The following is an 18,672-nucleotide window of genomic DNA, read 5'->3' on the forward strand; positions in this document are numbered from 1 at the left end:
GCGCCGTCGGAGGTCGAAGTATGTCAGCTGATCTACCTACGAGAGACGAACTCAGACAAGGAATGACCGTGGAGATCGAGCAGGTGAACGGGGATCGCATCGTGGGCGAGGTAGGCGTCGTCCTCACGGATGAACGAACTCATCCCGAGGGAATCCTCGTGAAGCTAAAATCCGGGGCGGAGGGGCGCGTCAAACAGATCGGCCCCGAGATCTGACAAGCAGCGCCCCCGTTCGTCAGCCTGTTCTGCCAAACGCGGTGAGACCGACGGGCGCGTCCGCTGCAGTAGTGACCGGCGATGGGAACGCCTCCCTACGAACCCCGGGACTTCCCCAGCGGTCGAACCATTCGGGACTATCGGTTGATGAGGCGATCCTAGCCATATCGTCGGTGCGAATGAGCACGCATCGGTGCCTCATACCGACAGTCATTCCCCCGAAGAACAACCTGTGAGGGTAGCCGACAACGCGTACGACGACGAGTTGTGGGGAAAAGAGAGTAATAGAGTCGATTGAGGCATTCAGACTTCGAAGTCGAACAGTGAGTCGAACTCGGTCGGTAGTTGGTCGAGAGCGTGCTCGAGTTCGTGGGACGGAACCACCTCAGCCAGTACGCCGGCGACGACGCGAACCCATTTGCGAGCTGCCTCGTTGGAGACATCAGCTCGCCGGGCGACTCGGTCGACGAACTCGTCCGCCGAGAACGCTGCCGCGTTGGGAGACTCTTGATCGATCACCCACGTCCCCGCCTCACCCTCGAGATAGCGCGAGAGGTCCTCGGCCTCACCCCGAGTGAGCCGCTCGCCCAGCGTTTCGATGACGGCACGGGCGACTGTTTCTGCCTCGACGTCCGGGGGGAAGGCGGCACGTTCGGCGACGAGGGTCACGAACGGTCGTCCGACCGGCACGGGCTCCACGTCGAAGAGGCGTCCGTAGTTCGAGGGGAGCTGGGCTTGTGCGTTTTCGAGTTCGTCGACGCCAACACGCCCCGCGACGACAGCGACGACCGCCCGTGCGCACCGCTCGACATCACTATCGGCGATGTCAGCCTCTCCCCCCACCTGTTCGAGGAACGTTTCGTAGGGCATCGGTTCGTCTCTTTTCCGACTCGCTCCGACGAGTACATTACCGGAATCTGAGGGAAGAAACTCCGCGAGGTCGCGGGCCTCGCCGACGGAGAGACTGCTCCCGAGATTCCGGAGCGTCGCACGCGTCACCGCCTTGGCCTGCTCTCGTGACGCGAAGTCGCCCGTACGATACACCTGGTCGAGGATGTCAGTTTCGGTCATGATCGATCTGATCCGGACGGAGCGTCCGGTCGCTTTCCGCCAGCCATGATGGAACGCCGAATCGGCCAGTGGTCTGGATAACGCAAGCCGATTGCTCTGACTCGACTCTCTATCCGCTCGTGTAATGACGGCTGGGAGGTAGTTAGACGAACGGGGACATTCTCACTGAGTGACAGGGGCCCGTGTCCGGAACCGGCATCGCACCTGGTGAGCTTCCGAACATATCTTCCTCGACCGTGTTCGGCCGGTGCACGCGCCGACAACGTGGCTGTGTTTCGCTGTGGCGGTGTTCCTTCACTCGCGACCGCCGCGGTATCCCAGTTCGTCGCCGAGGTCCGCGAAAATGCTCTCCTCGCGGTCGGCGATGTCACTAACCATGCTCGCAGCCTCAGCGAAGAGTTCCGGCTGGGGCTCATTCTGTTCCAGAATCTCGGCCAGATGCTCCGAGACGGTTTGCCACTCTCTACTGACGAGCTGCATCCGGTCGGCGAGATCGGGGGTGAGGTCGGTCTGCTGTCCCAGTTCCCCGAGTGCTTCGGCGTAGAGGCTGCGGAACGCTGCGCCCTCTCCGTGCTCGTCGATAGCTCGACGGGCCGCACGTACCGGCCTGTCCGCGTCCGGAAGGTCCGGCCACCTGCCGAGATAGTCCGCGAACGACCGTAGTGCGGGGAGTCCTTCCTCGCCGGGACCGCGCGCATCCCGTTTCACGTCGAGTGGATTCAGCATGTACGTTGCGGCCTGTCTGAGGCCGGCTGCGGTTGCGTCAGTTTCGTCTTCGGTGCGTGCGGCTCGCGTCACGACGAGATATTCGTTCTGCAGAGACACGAACCGCTCATCGACCCAGGCGTCCGCGAGCGTCGAGCGGGAAATCGTCTGGCGGTTTTCCATTGTCCCGTCCGAGAGCTGTACGGTCTCGTCCTCGTACCCGATCAACACGGCGACGTGCGGTGGGACGTGATCCGGTTCTTCCGAGAGATAGTCTAGGGACGTCGGGTCGAGAAACAGGACTACCGGATCATCTTCGTCGATGTGTCCGGTCACGCTGTCCCAAGCCGTCTCGAAGTCATCTCCCCGCCGATACGAATTCGGGATGCCGAGTCGCTCGAAAAAGGCCCGTTCCAGCCAGGTTGGACTGGCCCGGAACGTGACCCAAGACTCGTCCGGGTACTCGTAGAGGACGAACGCCGGGCCGCCACCGATGCCGAAACAGGCAGCCTCGCTGTAGTTCCATCCGTAGTACTCCGCAACGTTCCGGAGCGCCATCGCTCCGCAGTGTCCGCCAGATTGGTGATCGTACCCTTCGATTATCTCCATACCTGCCATTCGTCAGACGGGAAGTTAACTCTCACCCGTGGCGGATCATCGTACTCTGGGCTACAAAACCTCGATTTCCGTGGACCGCCCCGACGAGCCACTGGTTGTGGAAACTGGAGGAAACGTCTGCACCACTGCAACCGAAGAGGGAGATGTGTACTCGCGCGCTCCGGACAAACCAGTCGCAGGAAGGAGATGCTACGCAACGATTAACGACGCGGGTGATGAACCACGTCGTAGATGCGTACCTCAGACGGAGTCACGTGGGTAACGGTCATGGGATTCGTCGTCGGGGTCGGCATCCTACTCGTTTTGCTCGCCGTCGTCGGTGTTGGCGACGTTCTGACCGCGGTGTCGACGCTCGCCCCGTCGCTTCAGGTAGGCACTCTTGGCGTTGCCGTTCTCTGGATGGCCACGTGGAGCGGATCGCTTTACTTGACATCACGAACCACCGGTGTGAATATTACCATCCTGGGCTCGTTTCTCGTCTACGTACACATGGTGTTTCTGGACAACGTCGTTCCGCTCACGTCGATCAGCGCCGATCCGTTCGCCGCACTCGCGGTTGCGACCTGTGCAACATCGCTCCCGTCGGTTGGGAGCAAGATATGATCGTACATAGTCTTCTCGACCGACACTTGGTTTCGAATCGGCCTTACCCCTGGAGTCTGTTCTCGTCTTGTGGAAGCATCGGGAGTGCGATAGCAGCCGAGGGTCCGATGTCTGAGTGGATCAATCGCCCGTCCGTAACTCCCGAATCTTCTCGATATTCCACTCGTAGCCGTTCCCGTCTTCCGGTGTCTCGAGAACCATCGGCTTCTCGCGAAGCGCGTCGTGGTTGACGAACTGGCGAAAGCCCGCCTCACCGATTTCACCCTCCCCGATGTGCTCGTGCTCGTCTTTTTCCGAGCCGAGCGGATGTTTCGAATCGTTGAGGTGGAGATACTGCACGTGCTCGATACCGACGGTCGAATCGACCTCCGCGACGAGGTCATCCATCGCTGTCTCGTCGGTGAAGTCGTACCCCGCGGCGAAGAGGTGGCAGGAATCGAGGCAGATCCCGAGATCACCGTACTCGTAGGCTGATGTCTCCACCATGTCGTCGAGGTCGTCGAGTCGCTTGCCGACGGTGGTACCCTTTCCGGCCGTGTTCTCCAGCAGAAGCGTCACGTTGCTCGGTACGTCGACCTCGGACAGCCGCTCGCCGACGTTCTCGATGCCAGTCTCCTCGCCGGCGCCGGTATGGGCTCCGGGGTGAAACACGTAGTACGGAACGTCTAGCGTCGCCGCTGCATCGAGTTCATCCTGCACACAGTCGAGAGACTTGCTCGCGAGGTCGTCCTTCGGCGTAGCGAGATTGATGAGGTATGTGCCGTGGACGATCCACGGGCCGACATCCTGTTCGTCAGCGGCGGTTCGAAACGCTTCGGCTTCCGTCTCGTCGATCTCACTGACTGCCCACCCGCGCGGGGATCCGACGAAAATCTGTCCACAGGTTCCGCCCAGTTCCACCTCGTGGTCGACGACTGCCTCGACTCCATCCGAGATCGAGACGTGGGCACCGATTCTGAACATACTCGGACAATACGATGCTTGCGGTTAATGTTTCGTGAGAACACCGCCAGGGGGCACGTTGTGACGCCAACCAGAGGATCACCAGACTCACTCTCGCGTGAGGGAGGAAGAGAGCTGTAGGGTTGCGATCTGGTGCAAATAGGCCCTGCTGAGAAATATCCCGCACCGGCGGCTGATGTAGTCTTCGACCACGCTTTCGTCGTACAGAGTCACTACCCCCGTCCTCGGGCGTTCCCAAGAGATGAGAACACTACGGACGATTAATCACTTGGACAAACAACATAACTCACGTCATGAGCGAGTCCGACAGCGTCGATGAGGCGATGCAGCGAGTCAGGGATACCTTCGAGAACGTGGTCAACGAAACCGAAGAAATGAGCGAACAAGCAAAGCAGAGCGTCGAGGACGCCATCGACGATCTCGAACAGCGAATCGAGTCACTCAAAGAAGGCGAGTAAGCACGCCAACCTGTGACGAGCGGTCTCGAGGCCGAGTAGCGATACGGTACCCGACGGGACGTGACGGAGCATTCGGTTCGATAGTACGATGCAGAGCATCACCCGACGAGCGGTTAGATCTCGAAAACAGACCGAACGTCGTCGAGCGAGCGTGTATTCAGAATATTGCTCGCTTCACACCACCCGCGACGGGCCTGCGCGATCCCGAGGTGCATGAAATCCAGTTCGCCGGTCGTGTGAGCGTCCGTACTGACGACGTACGAAACAGTCTCGCGATACTCCTTGACGGACGCCCAATCGAGGTCCAGCCGTTCTGGCTGGGCGTTGATTTCGACCGCGACATCCTCCTCGGCGGCCGTTTCCATCACCGTCTCCATATCGAGATTCAGCGGCTCTCGCTCGTTGATCAACCGGTTCGAGGGGTGTGCGAAGATATCGACGGGGAAGTCCTGCAGCGCAGTGACCACTCGCTCGGTTGAATTCGACGGATCGCTGTGCATCCCCGCAACGATCAGATCACAGTGTTCGTACCAGTCGTCGGAAAGTTCCAGTCCCGAGTCGGTAATCTCGGCCTCGATTCCCTGGAGAACTGTGATGTCGAGGTCGTCGTTCACCGTCTCGATATCCGCCTGCTGTTCCTCGAACGAATCTCGATCGAGTGTGCTGGGAATCGGCGCATGCGGCCCGTGATCGGTAACGAGGATGTACTCCAGGTCTCGCTCGACTGCAGCCTCGGCCATCTCGCGGACGCTATGAGAGCCGTCGGAGTAGTCGGTATGCAGTTGTAAGTCGCCGCGAACCTCGTCCAGTTCGATCAGATTCGGGAGGTCTCCTGTGGCTGCCGCGTCGACCTCACCCGTGTCCTCTCGGAGTTCCGGCGGAATCCAGTCGAGGTCGAGTGTGTCGTAGACGCCGTCCTCTGTTTCCCCGGCGCGTCGTTCGCCCTCTCCATCGTCGATGTCACCGACGTCGAAGAGGCCGTATTCGTTGAGCTTCCAGTCGTGGTCGATCGCCCGATTCCTGAGCGTGATGTTGTGGTCCTTCGAGCCGGTGAAGTAGACGAGGGCCGCACCGTATTCCGTCTCGTCGACGACCCGGAGGTCCATCTGGAGGTCACCAGAGACGACGACCGACGACTTCGTCTCCCCCCGGGAGAGGACCTCCTTGACGTCGTCGTGGCTGCAGAAGACCTCCATTGCCGCTTCTGGGTCGGGGGCAGTCGCTAGGATGTCGATATCGCCGACGGTGGGTCGGCGCCGTCGGAACGAGCCGACGATGTCAACCTGGTCGAACGCATCGTCGTCGTGAAGCCGGGTTTCGATGTCCTGCGCGATGGGGAAGGCCCGGCCAAGAAGCATCCGCTCTTGACTTTCTTTCGCTCGTCCGATGTGGTCGAGGATATTCTGCTGTGACTTCTCGCCGAATCCCTCGAGATCAGCGACATCTCCCTTTTCGGCCGCGCTCTCGAGATCGTCGAGCGTCCGGACATCGAGTTCTAAGTACAGTTTCTTGGCCGTCTTTGGACCGACGCCCTCGACGCTCGTGATCGCCTCGATGTCCACGGGAAGGTCCGCTTTGAGGTCCTCGTAGTACTCCAGTTCCCCGGTTTCGAGATACTCCCCGATCTTCTCGCTGATGGACTCCCCGACGCCCTCGATCTCTTCGAGTTCCCCACGATCGTGTATGTCTTCGATGTCTTCCGAGAGCGACTCGATATTCCGTGCGGCCGTCCGATAGGCGCGTGGCTTGTACTCTTCCTCTTGAATTTCGAGGAAATCCGCGATCTCGCGGAGCATGGTGGCGATTTCCTGGTTCTTCATCTCGAACTGATTCTCCTACCCCTGACTATCGCAGTCGTCGGGTAAGTAATCGTGTCTCGAGGCCGGAGGCTCTCCCACGAAGTACGCCGAACGTGGTGCCCGAGGAAATCGTATAGTGCCCAGTAGATCGACGGCGGTCGAGTGACAGCAGCACGTGAATTTGGCTCCGGGATCATTGACTGCTCTCCCGTTCGAAGTCGACGCCCCGATCCGCAAGCAGGTCGAAGAATTCGCCTGGATCGAGTTCTGAAATATTATCGGCCTCAGCGTCCTCCTGGTTCGTCTCGCCGGGATTCTCGCCGACCACGAGGTACTCGGTGTTCCGGGAGACGCTATCGGTCGCGTCACCGCCGTGGCGCTCGACGAGTGCCTCCAGCTCGTCCCGGGTCCAGCTCTCGACGCTCCCGGTGAACACGATCGTCACATCAGTCAGTTCGTCGCCGGTTTCCGCTTGCGTTCGTTCCGGTTCGACAATATACGGATTGTCCTCGCTGACGTTCTCGGCGCCGTCAAGATCCCCTTTGGCCATGGTGTTCTGTTGTCCCATCAGACACAAAACGCTACGTCCGAGGGGTCCGGCGACAAGCCATCTCACGCCATCCGGAGCGAATCGCCCGTTCAACCCAGAATGCTCGTCAGCCGCTGAGCGCTTCAGTACGTTGTATACGGTCGTTCTCAAAACAGCACATCTCCCATATATCTCGGGTGCCGAGGTGATGGTGGTCGTACCATTTCGATACCACACTGATGAGTAGGGTATTCCTCCTCCCCGGTCGATTTACAGAATACCGAGGAGAATGCCTGACCCTTTAGGGTCAGGATGAATCCGACAGTCGGCTACACAATCCACCGTCGATAGCACGGCCTGATATTCCAACAGCTACTTAAGAAAACGCAACTAATTACATTTGTAATGGTCACGATGACTGTCACCGCGAAGTTCCACAACCCATCCCTCTCACGGCGCAAAGAGTGGCACCACGCTGCTTGTCTCTACCGTGACACCAAGCAGTTCTGTATCGACGGATGGGAAAACGACGACTTCGACAAATCCGTGACCACTGCCAGCATCGACAACGACCTCTACTCGGCCATCCAGAACCAAGCCATCCGAGAGGCCAAATCCGACCACAGCAAGGACGGGGAAGTTCGCTACCGAGAGAGTCAACCGTTCGCCGTCAACAACCAGAATTGGGAACTCGACACGACTGAGAACGGAACGGTCGTCGTTGGCTTTCCGTGTGTCTCCCAATGGTGGTACACGCCTATCGAAGTGTACGACGACATTGCAGGCGACGTTCAACAGCTCCTAGACGGGAAAGCCGACAAGACCCGCCTACAGGTCTACCGTCGCGGTGATGACTGGTACTGTACGTTCAACATCGACTACGACGCCGACGCGTCTGGTGAAACGTCCATCGGTGTCGATATTGGCGAACGGCACATCCTCGCTGGGACGGCCTACGGCGAGGACGAGTCTATGCTGGTATCTGGTGGTGAGGCGAAGTACGTTCGACGCAAATATCGTTCCCTACGCGAGTCGCTTTCACAAGCGGGTGCGCTTCGCGCACGAAACCGTGTGGGTGACAAAGAACAGCGTCGAATCAAAGACTTGAACCACAAACTCTCCCGTCGTCTCATCACGTTCGCGGAACAGTTCGAGAACCCCGTCATTCGGATGGAAGACCTCGAAGACATCCGCGAGAACAGTTCGTGGTCGGGCGTTCACTCGTGGCACTTCCACCAACTCCAACAGTTCATCACGTACAAAGCCGAACGTGCTGGTATTCGCGTCGAAAAGGTCGATGCGTACCACACGAGTCAGCGGTGTTCGGCGTGCGGTTCGATGGGCACTCGTGATGGCGACCACTTTTCGTGTTCGGCGTGTGATCGAGGACGCCACGCTGACCTGAACGCTTCAGAGAATATCGCACAACGGGAGGGTGAACCATGCACGGCGTAACAGTTCGGCTGACGCGAACCGTGCTACCTCGCTGGTTGAACAGCCAGCCGTCTTTGACGCTCGCTGTATGCGGGGAGGAAGGCCCCATTGACAGGGCTACATGCGCTGGAAAGTACACCGTTGGTCACAACTCGGTGGCGACCTTCGACGTTCCACGCGAAAGCGTACCTGAGAACCGAGGAAACGCGCAACCTGAATATCCACTTCGTGGATTCCCGCGTCTTTAGGCGCGGGAGGATGTCAAAGCACCGATCACTGGAACATCGTCCGAGTCTGGGTCGGTTCGCCCTCCTGCTGTTGTTGCATCTGTTGGAGTTGTCGAGCTATCTGTTGTTTTTGTTCTCGGATCTTCTCGGCCTGTTCTTCGAGTTCTTTCGTGTCGATGTCGAACTCGACGAGTGGTTCGAGGGCGTTCTCGATGACCGCCTGTGCGGCACTGGGGTCGGGGAGACGCGGGTCGCAGCGGACGATGAGGACGGCGGCCGGAATGTCGTTGTGGTAGCAGTCGACCACCAGTCCTCCGGTGACGCCCCCGATCGCTCCCGATTCCTCGGCCAACGAGATGCCGGCGTCGGTCAACGCCGATGCCATCTCGTCGGAGGTGGCGACCCCGGAGACCGCTCCGATCTGGTCCTCCGACTCCGCCTGTGCCCCGACGAGGAAGATAGCCCGGTCGAATTCGTCTGCGAGGTCTCGATAGACGCACTCGCTCAACGATTGGATGGCGTTCGGCGGGATGGGTACGTCGCTCTGGAGCGTCATCACGGAGGGCTCCCGCCCCGCGTAAACGCGGACGGCATCGCGGATACGCCCCTCGTTAAACGCAGCCAGGGGTGGCAACGCGTCCGACTGGATGTTCCCGTGGTAGTCGAGATCGAGTTGGGAGGTGATCTGGTCCACTGCTATCGAGGCGACCATCCCCAGTCCGGGCAACCCCTCGATGAGGGTTGGCGATTCCGCGTCGATGTCGGATACACGCTCGAAATGTGCTGTGGGAGCTTCTTGGGACATAGCTCGGTCCGTTCCACTACTCGCCGACGCGGATTATATGTATTCTGCAAATCGGTACTGGATTACAATTGCCCCTCTCAATTCAGGCGTTCGCCGACGTTGGAGCCTGCTTTCTTCGTCATTCTAGCATAGAAACTGACCGCTTCGCAGGGATGGAACCCCTGATCACTGCTATCGGACGTATCATGACCCCACTATTCATATCCAGGGGGCTGTTCCCGAAAGATGAGATTTGTCGACTTATTGAACAGGTTGTTCGCGCTACACGAGGTCATGGGAGAACTCGAGACGGAAGCGCAGAAAACCCGGGCCGAAGTCGCCTCGTATCTCCGTCAATTGGCCGATCAGCTCGACGAAGGTGGCGCTGTGACGCTCGAACTCGGGACTCAACGCGTGGAGCTTGATCCCGCCGATCCGATCACGTTCAAACTCGAAGGCGAATCGGACTGGACCGAGGGCGATACCGAGGCCAAACAGAGCATCGAATTCGAGCTGGTATGGCGACAGGAAGCACAGACCGCCGAAGAGGGATCTCTGAATATCGAACAGACGAGGCCCTAAGCAGTCCCAGCACTAATTTTCGGATATTTGACACAATTACTACGCCGTAATCGAATCCCACGTGAGGACAATGTACGACTCCATACTCGTTCCAACCGACGGTAGTGAAGGGGCCGAAGCCGCGGCGCGACATGGGCTGAATCTCGCGACGGCATTCGATAGCCAGATTCATTTCCTGAGTGTCGTCGACGAGCGGTCGTACAGTAGTGCGCTGGCGGACCTCGACCCGACGGTCGGAGAGCAACGAGAAGGGTTCGAACAACAGGCCACCGAGGCTGTCGAGTGTCTCGAAGAGATGGTCACTGAACCTCCCGTCACGTGCCAGACAGCAGTCAAACACGGAGTCCCCCACGAGGAAATTCGGTCCTACGCCGCAGACCACGACATCGACCTCATTTCGATGGGAACTCAGGGACGAACCGGTCTCGACCGATTGCTGCTTGGAAGCGTCACGGAACGCGTCGTTCGGACGAGTGACGTGCCCGTTCTCACGACCCGACACGAACCAGACCGTTCACGCTACGATCGCATCCTGATCCCGACGGATGGCAGTGAGGCAGCGACTGCAGCAATCGCTCACGGAGTTGCTATCGCCGACCGATTCGATTCGACTGTCCACGCGCTCTCGGTCGTCGATGTCGGTGGCGTCGTGGGGGCCTACGACGCCGGACCCGGCATTCCCGAGTTGATCGATAGCCTCGAAGAGGAATGCGAGCAAGCCGTGACGGTCGTCGAGGAGGAATGCGAGAACCGTGACATCGATATCGTGACGGAAGTCGTCCAGGGACCGCCGTATCGCGCGATCCAAGAGTACGTCGACCGGGAGGGTATCGACTTCGTTTCGATGGGAACGCACGGCCGGACTGGCCTCGAACGCTATCTCATCGGCAGCGTCACCGAGCGGACGGTCCGAACGAGCGACGTGCCTGTCCTCACCGTGCGGTAGATGCCGCTCCCAGTTGGGTGCCGACTGGTGTTACGAGGCCCGACGGCGAATGAGGTAGACGAGAAAAAAGGCGGCCGCGACGGCGAGGACGGGCAATTCGTACGGACGAGCGTGGAACGTCAGAATCGATGCTGCCACGACGAGCGCTCCGACAACCACTGCGTATCCGAGGTAGGGATCGCCCACTCTCCGGTCATCGACGGGCTCTGTGCGGACGACGACTTCGCCACGTTCGAGCCGATACAGCGTTCGATCGAACCGAGCGGGAATCCGTGTCAGTGCAGGAAGCGATTGGCGCGCATCCCTCCACGTCTCCTCGATGATCGTATCGAGTTCGCTCTCGATCAGCCCCTGCTCGGCGAGGAACGAGCGCACGACTGCGAGGAAGTCGAACTCCGGATCTAGCTGCCGACAGACGCCTTCCCCGACCGTCCCGACCCGAATGAGTAGCATCACGTCCGGCGGGATGCGAAACGGAAAGTCCCGAAGCATCGTCGTCAATTCTGTAATGATCATCCGCCAGGTGACCTCCGACCGGCCTTCGAGATTCTCGATGACGAGTTCGAGAACCCGACCGACCTCGGAACGATTGACGTGTGGTTCGAGGACATCCAGCGCGATGAGCGCGTCTACCAGGTCGTCCACGTCGCGACGGACGAGCGCTCGATAGAGCCCGACGATATCTTCCTGAATAGTGGCTGAAAGGCGTTCGCTCATCCCAAAGTCGAAGAGGAGGAGACGGCCGTCGTCCGTGACAGCGAGGTTGCCCGGATGTGGATCCGCGTGGAACACTCCGTCGACGAGACCCATCTCCAGATACACGTCGATGATTCGAGTTGCCATCTCGTGTGGCGTCACGTCGACCCCGTCGAAGGCGTCATCGTCGGTTATTTTTCGGCCTGTCAGGTACTCCATGGCTAGCACACGCTCCGAGGACAGGGTTTCGTAGACCTCGGGGATGACGACGCGATCGTCGTCGGCAAAATTCTCCCTGATGTCTCTCATGATCGTCCCCTCTCGGTCGAAATCCAGCTCGTCCGAGATGATGTCCTCGAAGTCGTCGGCAGCGTTTTCGATCGAATATTGCTGGCGTTCGGTAGCGAAGAGACTAACCAGCGGAATCAGCCCGCGGACGACCCGGAGGTCACGCTCGATCAGGGGTTCCAGACCGGGACGACGCACTTTCAGCGCGATTCGCTTCCCTTGATACTGGGCAGTATAGACGTACGCGAGTGAGCCACCGGCGATCGGTTCGAGCGTCGACCGATCGAGTTCGTCACCGAATTCCTCGTCGACGATCCGCGTTGGATCTCCCCCTGCGTCTTCAGGGACTTCGTCCTGAAGCGTCCCGAAAACGTCGGCATAGATCGGTGGGACAATGTCGGGGCGTGTTGAGAGTACCTGCCCGATTTTGACGAAGGCCGGTCCGAGTTCGAGCATCGTGTCACGCATCCGTTCGGCTCTCTGTCGATGTCTGTCGTCAGTAACCTGCCGTCCCGATCCGAACAGTACGAACCGCCGCCGATCACGAAGAAATGCCAGCGCGAAGGGGAGAAATTGGAAGATGACGACCAGATATCGACGGGACATCCCTCTCATTCTTTAAAATATACGAAGGGGGTGGTCGACAACTTGCAGTACGAACGTCGTTTTCGAGCAAGGAACATATGTGAGCGAATGAGCGACCGCCTCAATTTCGGCGTATCCACCCTGAACCAATTACATGAGCGGTCGGACACGAGATGAAGTTACTGATCGGGGGACGAATCCTGTGAGAACCCGCTGCGACGGGGGACGGATTACTCGTTCGGCTCGAATTCGCGGGACTGGCTCTCGATCACGGCAGCGACGTCGTCCAGCATTTCGCCGGCAGTCGCGACGACGTCGTCGAGCGTGGCGATCCCGACGAGCCTGCCATCGTCGTCGACGACTGGAATTCGCCGAACCCGGCCGTCGGCCATCGTCGCGGGGAGGTCGACTGCCGTAGCATCTTCCTGAATTGTCACCGGATCCGGCGTCATGATATCCTCGGCAGTCAGCTCGGACAGATCGTCGTATCGGGCCACTGCGAGGGCGATGTCGCGGTCGGTGACGATGCCGACCGGCTTGTCGTCCTCGGCGATCACGAGGTCGCCGAGTTCCTCGTCCAGCATCGTCCGAGCGAGGTCTTTGACTGACGCGTCCGCACTGGCCGTGACGACACCGACCGCGAGATTCTTGACTGGCATAGTACACGGAGAAAGTTGTCGTTCGGTTACAAATAGCCAACCTGCTTCTATCAGTAGATGGGAATCTTGAGTCATGAAGAAGACGAACTGAACAACGATTGTGACGTGATATGAATTCGTTTCGATCGCTCCTAACGCGGAGTCGACCGGGGAAACTCGGGTTACTGGAGGTCATCGCGATGGGCGTCGGGGGGATGGTCTCGGGCGGAATCTACGCCGTGCTCGGCGTCGCGATGGCACAGGCCGGGAACGCCGTCCCGATATCGTATCTCATCGCGGGCATCATCACGCTGCTGACCGCCTACTCCTATCTCAAACTCACCCTGCACTTTGGCGAGCACGGCGGCGTCTTCTCCTTCGTCGAGCACGTCGTCGACCGTCCGACGGTGGCTGCGTACGTCGGGTGGGTACTTGTTGTCGGCTACGTCGGCGTGATGGCGATGTACGCGTTTGCGTTCGGTGCATACACTCTCACGGCCGCCCGGGCGGTCTTCGGAATCGCGCTTCCACAGTATCTTCGTCCGATTATGTCTATCCTGATCGTCGCTGGCTTCGTCGGGCTCAATCTGAAGGGTGTCAACGAAACGGGTCTCTTCGAGGACATCGCGGTGTACATCAAAATCGCGATTTTGCTCTCCCTCGCAGTCCTAGGGATCGTCTTCTACGACGGGAGCGTGACGGCTGTCACCTTCTTCAGCGAGGGGGTCGTCAGCCCAATTACCGGGTTTGCGATCATCTTCGTCTCCTACGAGGGGTTTCAGCTGCTGGTGTACGACTACGAGGACATCGAGAACGTAGAGCGAGTGTTGCCGGTCGGGATGTACGCCGCCATCGCCATCGCGATCCTGATCTACGTCTCGGTCTCGTTCATGGCGACGCTTCACCTGACGCCCGAGCAACTCGTGGCTCACGAGGAAGTGGCACTCGCCGAAGCGGTCTCTCATATCCCGGTTCTGGGTGCCGCCGGGTTCGTCCTCGTCATCCTCTCGGCGATGAAGAGCACCTCCTCGGGGATCAACGCAACCCTCTTCGGAACGGCGCGGCTCGTCCACAAAATCTCGACGGAGGGAGCGCTTCCTCGGGCCTTCTCCTTCCGAAATCGGGAGGGAATTCCCGTGTATGCGCTTGTCGTCATGGGCGGGCTCACAGCCGCGTTCGCCGCCCTCGGCTCGCTCAAGCAGATTACCGAGTTTGGCTCTGTCGCATTCCTTCTCTCGTTCGCCGTCACGAACTACACGAACCTCCGACTCGCCGACGTGACAGCGTCGAACCGGCTCGTTCCCGCGCTCGGTCTCGTTGGAACGGGCGTCGCGATCCCGATCGTCCTCTATCACCTCTATCTCACCGATGTCGAAATACTGCTCTGGATCCTCGGCATTTTCGTCGCGATCTTTCTGCTCGAATTCCTCTATCTGGAGCGGAGTCCATTCGACCCCGATGTCGAAAGCGATGGGTGATCGGTCTAGCGCCGCCTCGTCGACCGATATGGGTGCCCAGAACGTCTCGACCGAGTCGACGGAACCGATGACCTCTACGACGACACGGTCGTTCTGACCGAAGATATCGGTTCCAGAAACGTCGATGACGAGGGGCACGTCCTCCAGGAACCGGAGCTCGTTCGTCGGATGGTAACCGAGGTGGAGAGCTACTGAGTCATACTGTTTATTATAAGTCATTACCGGTGGTTCGCCGGACTGTTTCGGCGAACCACCGGTACACAGTTACAATAATCCGTATCAGTCGATGAGACTGCGGTCCGACGGTGGCGGACGAATCCGCGGTTCAGGACGACGATTCGAAATACGCCATCGCCTCTTCGTCGGAGACCTGATCGAAGCGCTCGTAGAACTGTCCGACCCCCCTGAAGCTGCTCGGCGTCTCGAGACAGATCACCTCGTCGGCCAACTCCCGTAACTCGCGAACGGTGTCGGGCGGTCCGACGGGGACTGCCAGCACGACGCGATCGGCGTCGGTCTTCCGGAGCATCTCGAGGCACGCTCTGACGGTCGAACCCGTGGCCACACCGTCGTCGACGACGGCGACGGTCTTCCCGGCCAAGTCGGGCTCGGAGCGTTCGCCCCGGTAGCGCTCGGCTTTCTGACGCGCGTTCTCGGCTTCCTTCTCCTTCTCCTGTTGGAAGTATTCCTCGTCGGATCCCGTCCCACGAAACGCTCTCTCGTTGCGCCAGACGCTCCCGTCGCTGGCGACGGCACCGATGGCATACTCCGGGTTGCCTGGCGCGCCGATCTTCGACGCGACGACGATATCGAGCGGGACGTCGAGCACGTCGGCGACGGCTCGTCCGAGCGGAAGGCCACCTCGCGGGATCGCGAGCACCATATCCACGTCGACCTCTCGCTCGCGGAGTGCTTTTCCGAGTTGCTCGCCAGCCTCAGTACGATCTTTGAATCGGGAAGTGTTTGGCATAAGTCCTCGATAAAACGAGTTGCCACAGTCGCCTGTAACATGTGACTATTCTCACAAAATCGGAATTACCGTGGAGATAATACCCACAGCAGGTGTCGGGCTCACTATGTCCCAGCCGACCGAGAATCGCGTACATATTCCGGTCGAAGATGTCGAACTCGAGGGAATGCTCGATATTCCGGACGGGGCGGAGGGACTGGTGGTCTTCGCCCACGGGAGCGGATCGAGTCGGAAGAGCCCGCGCAACAACTTCGTGGCGGAGGTCATCCGCGAACGCGGGCTCGGAACCCTCCTGTTCGACCTCCTGACCGAAGAGGAGGACCGGATCCGAGAGAATCGATTCGACATCCCGTTGTTGACGGATCGGCTCGTTGCCGTCACCGAGTGGCTGGGTTCGCGTACTGCTACTCGTGATCTGAACGTGGGCTATTTCGGATCCAGCACGGGTGCGGCGTCCGCCCTCCGAGCAACGGCTCGGCTGGAAGACGAGATCGATGCAGTCGTCTCGCGTGGCGGACGCGTCGACATGGCATCGGAGGTTCTCGACGAAATCACGGTGCCGACGCTGTTTATCGTCGGCGGCGCCGACACGCAGGTGCTCGAACGCAACCGCGAGGCCTACGACCAACTCGCCTGCGAGAAGGAACTGCACGTCGTCGAGGGCGCGGGGCATCTCTTCGAGGGCGAGGGTGAGCTCGAAGAAGTCGCTGACGTAGCGGCCGACTGGTTCGCCGAGTCGCTGCGGTGAGCGCGAACTGCCTCGGAGGTACACTCCGGAGGCGTGCGACTCGGCTACCCGTCGTCATCTGCTCAGAGTGTCCACCCAGTGGATCAGACACGCCGACATTCCAAGGTGTTGGGAAAAATCTACAATATCAATAGCGCTGCGGGATCCAGGGACACACATGGACAAGAACGTGGGCGGAATCGACCGAACTGGCCGCATCGTCGTGGGTATCGTCATAGCGATAGCGGGTATAGCCGCACTTACCGGCTACTGGGCTGCTGGAGCGGTGATCGGAGGGCTCGCTCTCGTTATCGGAGCGATCCTCCTCGTGACCGGAACGACACAAAAGTGTCCCATCAACGAGGCCGCAGGCATCGACACGACCGAGTGATCGACGCTCAGTAGCCCGACCCCGACGCGCCGCTCCGATCGGAAAATATCGGGCCACTCGGAGGAAAGAGCCGTTCGGGCCGGGCCGCTGGTCAGCCGCCAGCGGGGACGTTCGGGACGCCGTCCAGCGCCGTCACGCCGACAGCGCCTCGTCCAGTCGCGTCTCGAGGTTCAGAAGTTCCTCGCGCAGTTCCTCGGCCGTCTCGTCGTCCTCCAGCTCCTCGATTCGCTCCGCGAGCCCTTGCAGTCTGGCGTACTTCTCGTCCTCTTCGACCTCGGTTTTCTGGACGTAGACCTGTTCCTCGACATCGTACACTTCGTCTTCCTCGAGATCGGTCGCGGTCAAGACGATGTCGAGTTTGTCGGGATCAACTCCGAGCACCCATTCCCGGGGAATATCGTGCTCGTTCAAAGCATCGAAAATCGTCTCGTCGTCCTTCGGTCGTCGGCGTTCGCGTGTCGTCCGGCGGACCGTGCCGAACCGGCCGTGTAACTCCTGATCCGGACCGAGGCGGCTCAGAAGTGCCTCTCGAGCAGTCTGGCGAAGTCGATCGGCCTCGTGTTGCACGTCCGAGAGGAGGACGTACAGATCGGTTAGTGTGTCCGTCTCGAGTGTCTCGGGAGCGACGGGAGCCGACGTATCGAGCAAGTCTGCCAGTAGGAGCGCATCATCGTGGAGGCGTTCCGGACGAGTGCGTGCTTCCGCCGGCGAAAGGAGATACGGACTTCCCCCGCCCGTCTCGAGTTCGGGGACGTAGGAAATTTCGTCGTCTTCGACGCCGAAGTCGGCTAGCAGCGTCAAGACCGTCGTGTACGGTTCGACACCGGGTGGGAGTTCGGACACTGCGAGTCGATGCTCCTCTAAGCGATCGGCAAGAACCGCGAACTGCTCGCGCCAGAGAAAACGCTTCTCGCCGCTATCGTCGAAACGAATCTGGAGGTGGTCGATCGAGATCTCCCTGACTCGAAACGGCCGGTTCGAGAGCGGCGTCACCAGCTCGGTCCCAGGCTCTAGGGCTGCACACCGTTCTCGGACGGCGTTCCAAAGTTCTTCGTGTTCGGTGATCACAATGCTAACTGTGCAGTTTTGAGGTAAAAAACGTGTACCTGAAGTGGGACGTGCTGTTTTTGACTGTCCAGATCGATCCGGCCGCTCATCACGAGTGGAGCCGTCGAGCCGTTGTCCCCTTTTTCGTGCGGTGGGAAAGGGTACGTCGATTCATGTTGGTGCTCGACCAACAGGTCGGTCGTATGAACTTCGACGAATTCACCGGCACGGTACAACATCGACTCGAATTACCCGGTACCGGCGAGTCGCTCCGGGCGATCCGGGCGACACTAATGACACTTGGTCAGCGTCTTCCCGAGGGCAACGCCGAAGATCTCGCCGCGTCGCTCCCAGTAGAGATCAAGTGGTATCTGACCGGCGCGGTCCACGAACACGGCCAGCGCTTCGACTGGCAGGAATTCGTCTCGCGTGTCAGCGACATCGAACAGGCCGACCCGGCCGACGCGGCCTACCACGCTCGCGTCATCGTCGACATCGTACAGACGCTGGTTCCGGGGTCGGATTTCCAACAACTGCGCGACTCGCTCCCCCAAAGCGAGGACGAGGAGAACTGGCGCAAGCTTTTCGAAATCGTCGATGCTGGCGGATGGAGTGAAGCCGCAGAGGCACAGACAGGTGGCGGTCCCCAGCCCGACGCGACGAGTCGAGACGAACTCGACGATGTGGATCGTGGCTCCGACACAGCAGAGTAAGCCGCAACTCCGGAGCGCTGATCCCCACTGGCGAAAACCCACATTTCGAGCGATTGGCAATGGTCCCTTACGCGCCCGGCCCAACGAACATCGTGAGTGGTGGGATGACAGAGTGGACTATCGTGCCTGCTTGGAAAGCAGGTGGCCGAGAGGCCTCGTGGGTTCGAATCCCACTCCCACCGTATCGGTAGCACAAGTCGAATCG

General features: G+C 59.8%; 20 protein-coding genes and 1 tRNA gene. 11 read left to right on the plus strand and 10 right to left on the minus strand.

Features of this window, described 5'->3' with window-relative positions; all coding sequences use genetic code 11:
• The first annotated feature begins 20 nt into the window (after nucleotides 1-20).
• On the plus strand, nucleotides 21-215 hold the full coding sequence (locus DU484_RS07955) for a DUF2196 domain-containing protein (protein WP_114605635.1): 195 nt from the start codon (nucleotides 21-23) through the stop codon (nucleotides 213-215).
• A 303-nt stretch (nucleotides 216-518) separates the two neighbouring features.
• Here the strand turns inward: DU484_RS07955 and DU484_RS07960 are convergent, their stop codons facing one another.
• Together DU484_RS07960 and DU484_RS07965 are read right to left on the minus strand one after the other, a co-directional pair.
• Nucleotides 519-1,286 carry a DUF2267 domain-containing protein gene (locus tag DU484_RS07960; protein WP_114605636.1) on the minus strand — a complete coding sequence of 256 codons (768 nt, stop codon included), beginning with the start codon at nucleotides 1,284-1,286 and terminating at the stop codon, nucleotides 519-521.
• A gap of 294 nt (nucleotides 1,287-1,580) precedes the next feature.
• Nucleotides 1,581-2,600, minus strand: coding sequence for a BtrH N-terminal domain-containing protein (locus DU484_RS07965; protein WP_114605637.1), 1,020 nt, complete (start codon nucleotides 2,598-2,600; stop codon nucleotides 1,581-1,583).
• A 240-nt stretch (nucleotides 2,601-2,840) separates the two neighbouring features.
• Here DU484_RS07965 and DU484_RS07970 point away from each other — a divergent pair, with 240 nt between their 5' ends.
• Nucleotides 2,841-3,212 carry a hypothetical protein gene (locus tag DU484_RS07970; RefSeq protein WP_114605638.1) on the plus strand — a complete coding sequence of 124 codons (372 nt, stop codon included), beginning with the start codon at nucleotides 2,841-2,843 and terminating at the stop codon, nucleotides 3,210-3,212.
• A 120-nt stretch (nucleotides 3,213-3,332) separates the two neighbouring features.
• Here DU484_RS07970 and DU484_RS07975 read toward each other — a convergent pair whose 3' ends face one another.
• Entirely contained in the window at nucleotides 3,333-4,175 is an 843-nt protein-coding gene (locus tag DU484_RS07975) for a deoxyribonuclease IV (protein WP_114605639.1), read from the minus strand.
• 293 nt (nucleotides 4,176-4,468) lie between these two features.
• On the opposite strand from DU484_RS07975, the gene DU484_RS07980 reads away from it, so the two are divergent.
• Nucleotides 4,469-4,633, plus strand: coding sequence for a YtxH domain-containing protein (locus tag DU484_RS07980; protein WP_114605640.1), 165 nt, complete (start codon nucleotides 4,469-4,471; stop codon nucleotides 4,631-4,633).
• 113 nt (nucleotides 4,634-4,746) lie between these two features.
• Here the strand turns inward: DU484_RS07980 and polX are convergent, their stop codons facing one another.
• Together polX and DU484_RS07990 are read right to left on the minus strand one after the other, a co-directional pair.
• Nucleotides 4,747-6,453: a DNA polymerase/3'-5' exonuclease PolX gene (polX, locus tag DU484_RS07985; protein ID WP_114605641.1), complete on the minus strand. Its 1,707-nt coding sequence runs from the start codon at nucleotides 6,451-6,453 to the stop codon at nucleotides 4,747-4,749.
• A 172-nt stretch (nucleotides 6,454-6,625) separates the two neighbouring features.
• Nucleotides 6,626-6,982 (minus strand): BRCT domain-containing protein, encoded by a 357-nt coding sequence (locus DU484_RS07990; RefSeq protein ID WP_222844890.1) that lies wholly within the window; start codon nucleotides 6,980-6,982, stop codon nucleotides 6,626-6,628.
• 384 nt (nucleotides 6,983-7,366) lie between these two features.
• Between DU484_RS07990 and DU484_RS07995 the strand changes: the two genes are divergently transcribed.
• Nucleotides 7,367-8,416 carry an RNA-guided endonuclease TnpB family protein gene (locus DU484_RS07995; RefSeq protein ID WP_114605643.1) on the plus strand — a complete coding sequence of 350 codons (1,050 nt, stop codon included), beginning with the start codon at nucleotides 7,367-7,369 and terminating at the stop codon, nucleotides 8,414-8,416.
• A gap of 252 nt (nucleotides 8,417-8,668) precedes the next feature.
• Here the strand turns inward: DU484_RS07995 and DU484_RS08000 are convergent, their stop codons facing one another.
• Complete coding sequence (locus DU484_RS08000; RefSeq protein WP_114605644.1) at nucleotides 8,669-9,427, minus strand: proteasome assembly chaperone family protein; 759 nt, start codon at nucleotides 9,425-9,427, stop codon at nucleotides 8,669-8,671.
• 273 nt (nucleotides 9,428-9,700) lie between these two features.
• Here DU484_RS08000 and DU484_RS08005 point away from each other — a divergent pair, with 273 nt between their 5' ends.
• A complete protein-coding gene (locus DU484_RS08005) occupies nucleotides 9,701-9,988 on the plus strand; it encodes an amphi-Trp domain-containing protein (RefSeq protein ID WP_114585519.1) in 288 nt (95 codons plus the stop codon).
• Between the two features lie 70 nt (nucleotides 9,989-10,058).
• The gene (locus tag DU484_RS08010; RefSeq protein ID WP_114605645.1) at nucleotides 10,059-10,934 is read left to right on the plus strand and encodes a universal stress protein; all 876 of its coding nucleotides are present in this window, start codon (nucleotides 10,059-10,061) and stop codon (nucleotides 10,932-10,934) included.
• Between the two features lie 30 nt (nucleotides 10,935-10,964).
• On the opposite strand, the gene DU484_RS08015 is transcribed toward DU484_RS08010, so the two are convergent.
• Nucleotides 10,965-12,533: an ABC1 kinase family protein gene (locus DU484_RS08015; protein ID WP_114605646.1), complete on the minus strand. Its 1,569-nt coding sequence runs from the start codon at nucleotides 12,531-12,533 to the stop codon at nucleotides 10,965-10,967.
• A 200-nt stretch (nucleotides 12,534-12,733) separates the two neighbouring features.
• On the minus strand, nucleotides 12,734-13,162 hold the full coding sequence (locus DU484_RS08020) for a CBS domain-containing protein (RefSeq protein WP_114605647.1): 429 nt from the start codon (nucleotides 13,160-13,162) through the stop codon (nucleotides 12,734-12,736).
• Between the two features lie 110 nt (nucleotides 13,163-13,272).
• Between DU484_RS08020 and DU484_RS08025 the strand changes: the two genes are divergently transcribed.
• Entirely contained in the window at nucleotides 13,273-14,619 is a 1,347-nt protein-coding gene (locus DU484_RS08025) for an APC family permease (protein WP_114605648.1), read from the plus strand.
• Nucleotides 14,620-14,944: 325 nt separating this feature from the next.
• Here the strand turns inward: DU484_RS08025 and DU484_RS08030 are convergent, their stop codons facing one another.
• Complete coding sequence (locus DU484_RS08030; protein WP_114605649.1) at nucleotides 14,945-15,589, minus strand: phosphoribosyltransferase; 645 nt, start codon at nucleotides 15,587-15,589, stop codon at nucleotides 14,945-14,947.
• Nucleotides 15,590-15,695: 106 nt separating this feature from the next.
• Here DU484_RS08030 and DU484_RS08035 point away from each other — a divergent pair, with 106 nt between their 5' ends.
• The gene (locus DU484_RS08035; RefSeq protein WP_114605650.1) at nucleotides 15,696-16,337 is read left to right on the plus strand and encodes a dienelactone hydrolase family protein; all 642 of its coding nucleotides are present in this window, start codon (nucleotides 15,696-15,698) and stop codon (nucleotides 16,335-16,337) included.
• 157 nt (nucleotides 16,338-16,494) lie between these two features.
• Nucleotides 16,495-16,707, plus strand: coding sequence for a YgaP family membrane protein (locus tag DU484_RS08040; RefSeq protein WP_114585526.1), 213 nt, complete (start codon nucleotides 16,495-16,497; stop codon nucleotides 16,705-16,707).
• A 132-nt stretch (nucleotides 16,708-16,839) separates the two neighbouring features.
• Here DU484_RS08040 and DU484_RS08045 read toward each other — a convergent pair whose 3' ends face one another.
• Nucleotides 16,840-17,775, minus strand: a complete 936-nt coding sequence (locus tag DU484_RS08045; protein ID WP_187347788.1) for a hypothetical protein — start codon at nucleotides 17,773-17,775, stop codon at nucleotides 16,840-16,842.
• Nucleotides 17,776-17,957: 182 nt separating this feature from the next.
• Between DU484_RS08045 and DU484_RS08050 the strand changes: the two genes are divergently transcribed.
• Nucleotides 17,958-18,467 carry a DUF2267 domain-containing protein gene (locus DU484_RS08050; RefSeq protein WP_114606743.1) on the plus strand — a complete coding sequence of 170 codons (510 nt, stop codon included), beginning with the start codon at nucleotides 17,958-17,960 and terminating at the stop codon, nucleotides 18,465-18,467.
• A gap of 98 nt (nucleotides 18,468-18,565) precedes the next feature.
• A tRNA-Ser gene (locus tag DU484_RS08055) sits at nucleotides 18,566-18,649 on the plus strand.
• Nucleotides 18,650-18,672: the final 23 nt, after the last annotated feature.

Origin of the sequence: Haloplanus rubicundus (genome assembly GCF_003342675.1) — an archaeon.
In the GTDB taxonomy this organism is placed as follows: Archaea; Halobacteriota; Halobacteria; order Halobacteriales; family Haloferacaceae; genus Haloplanus; species Haloplanus rubicundus.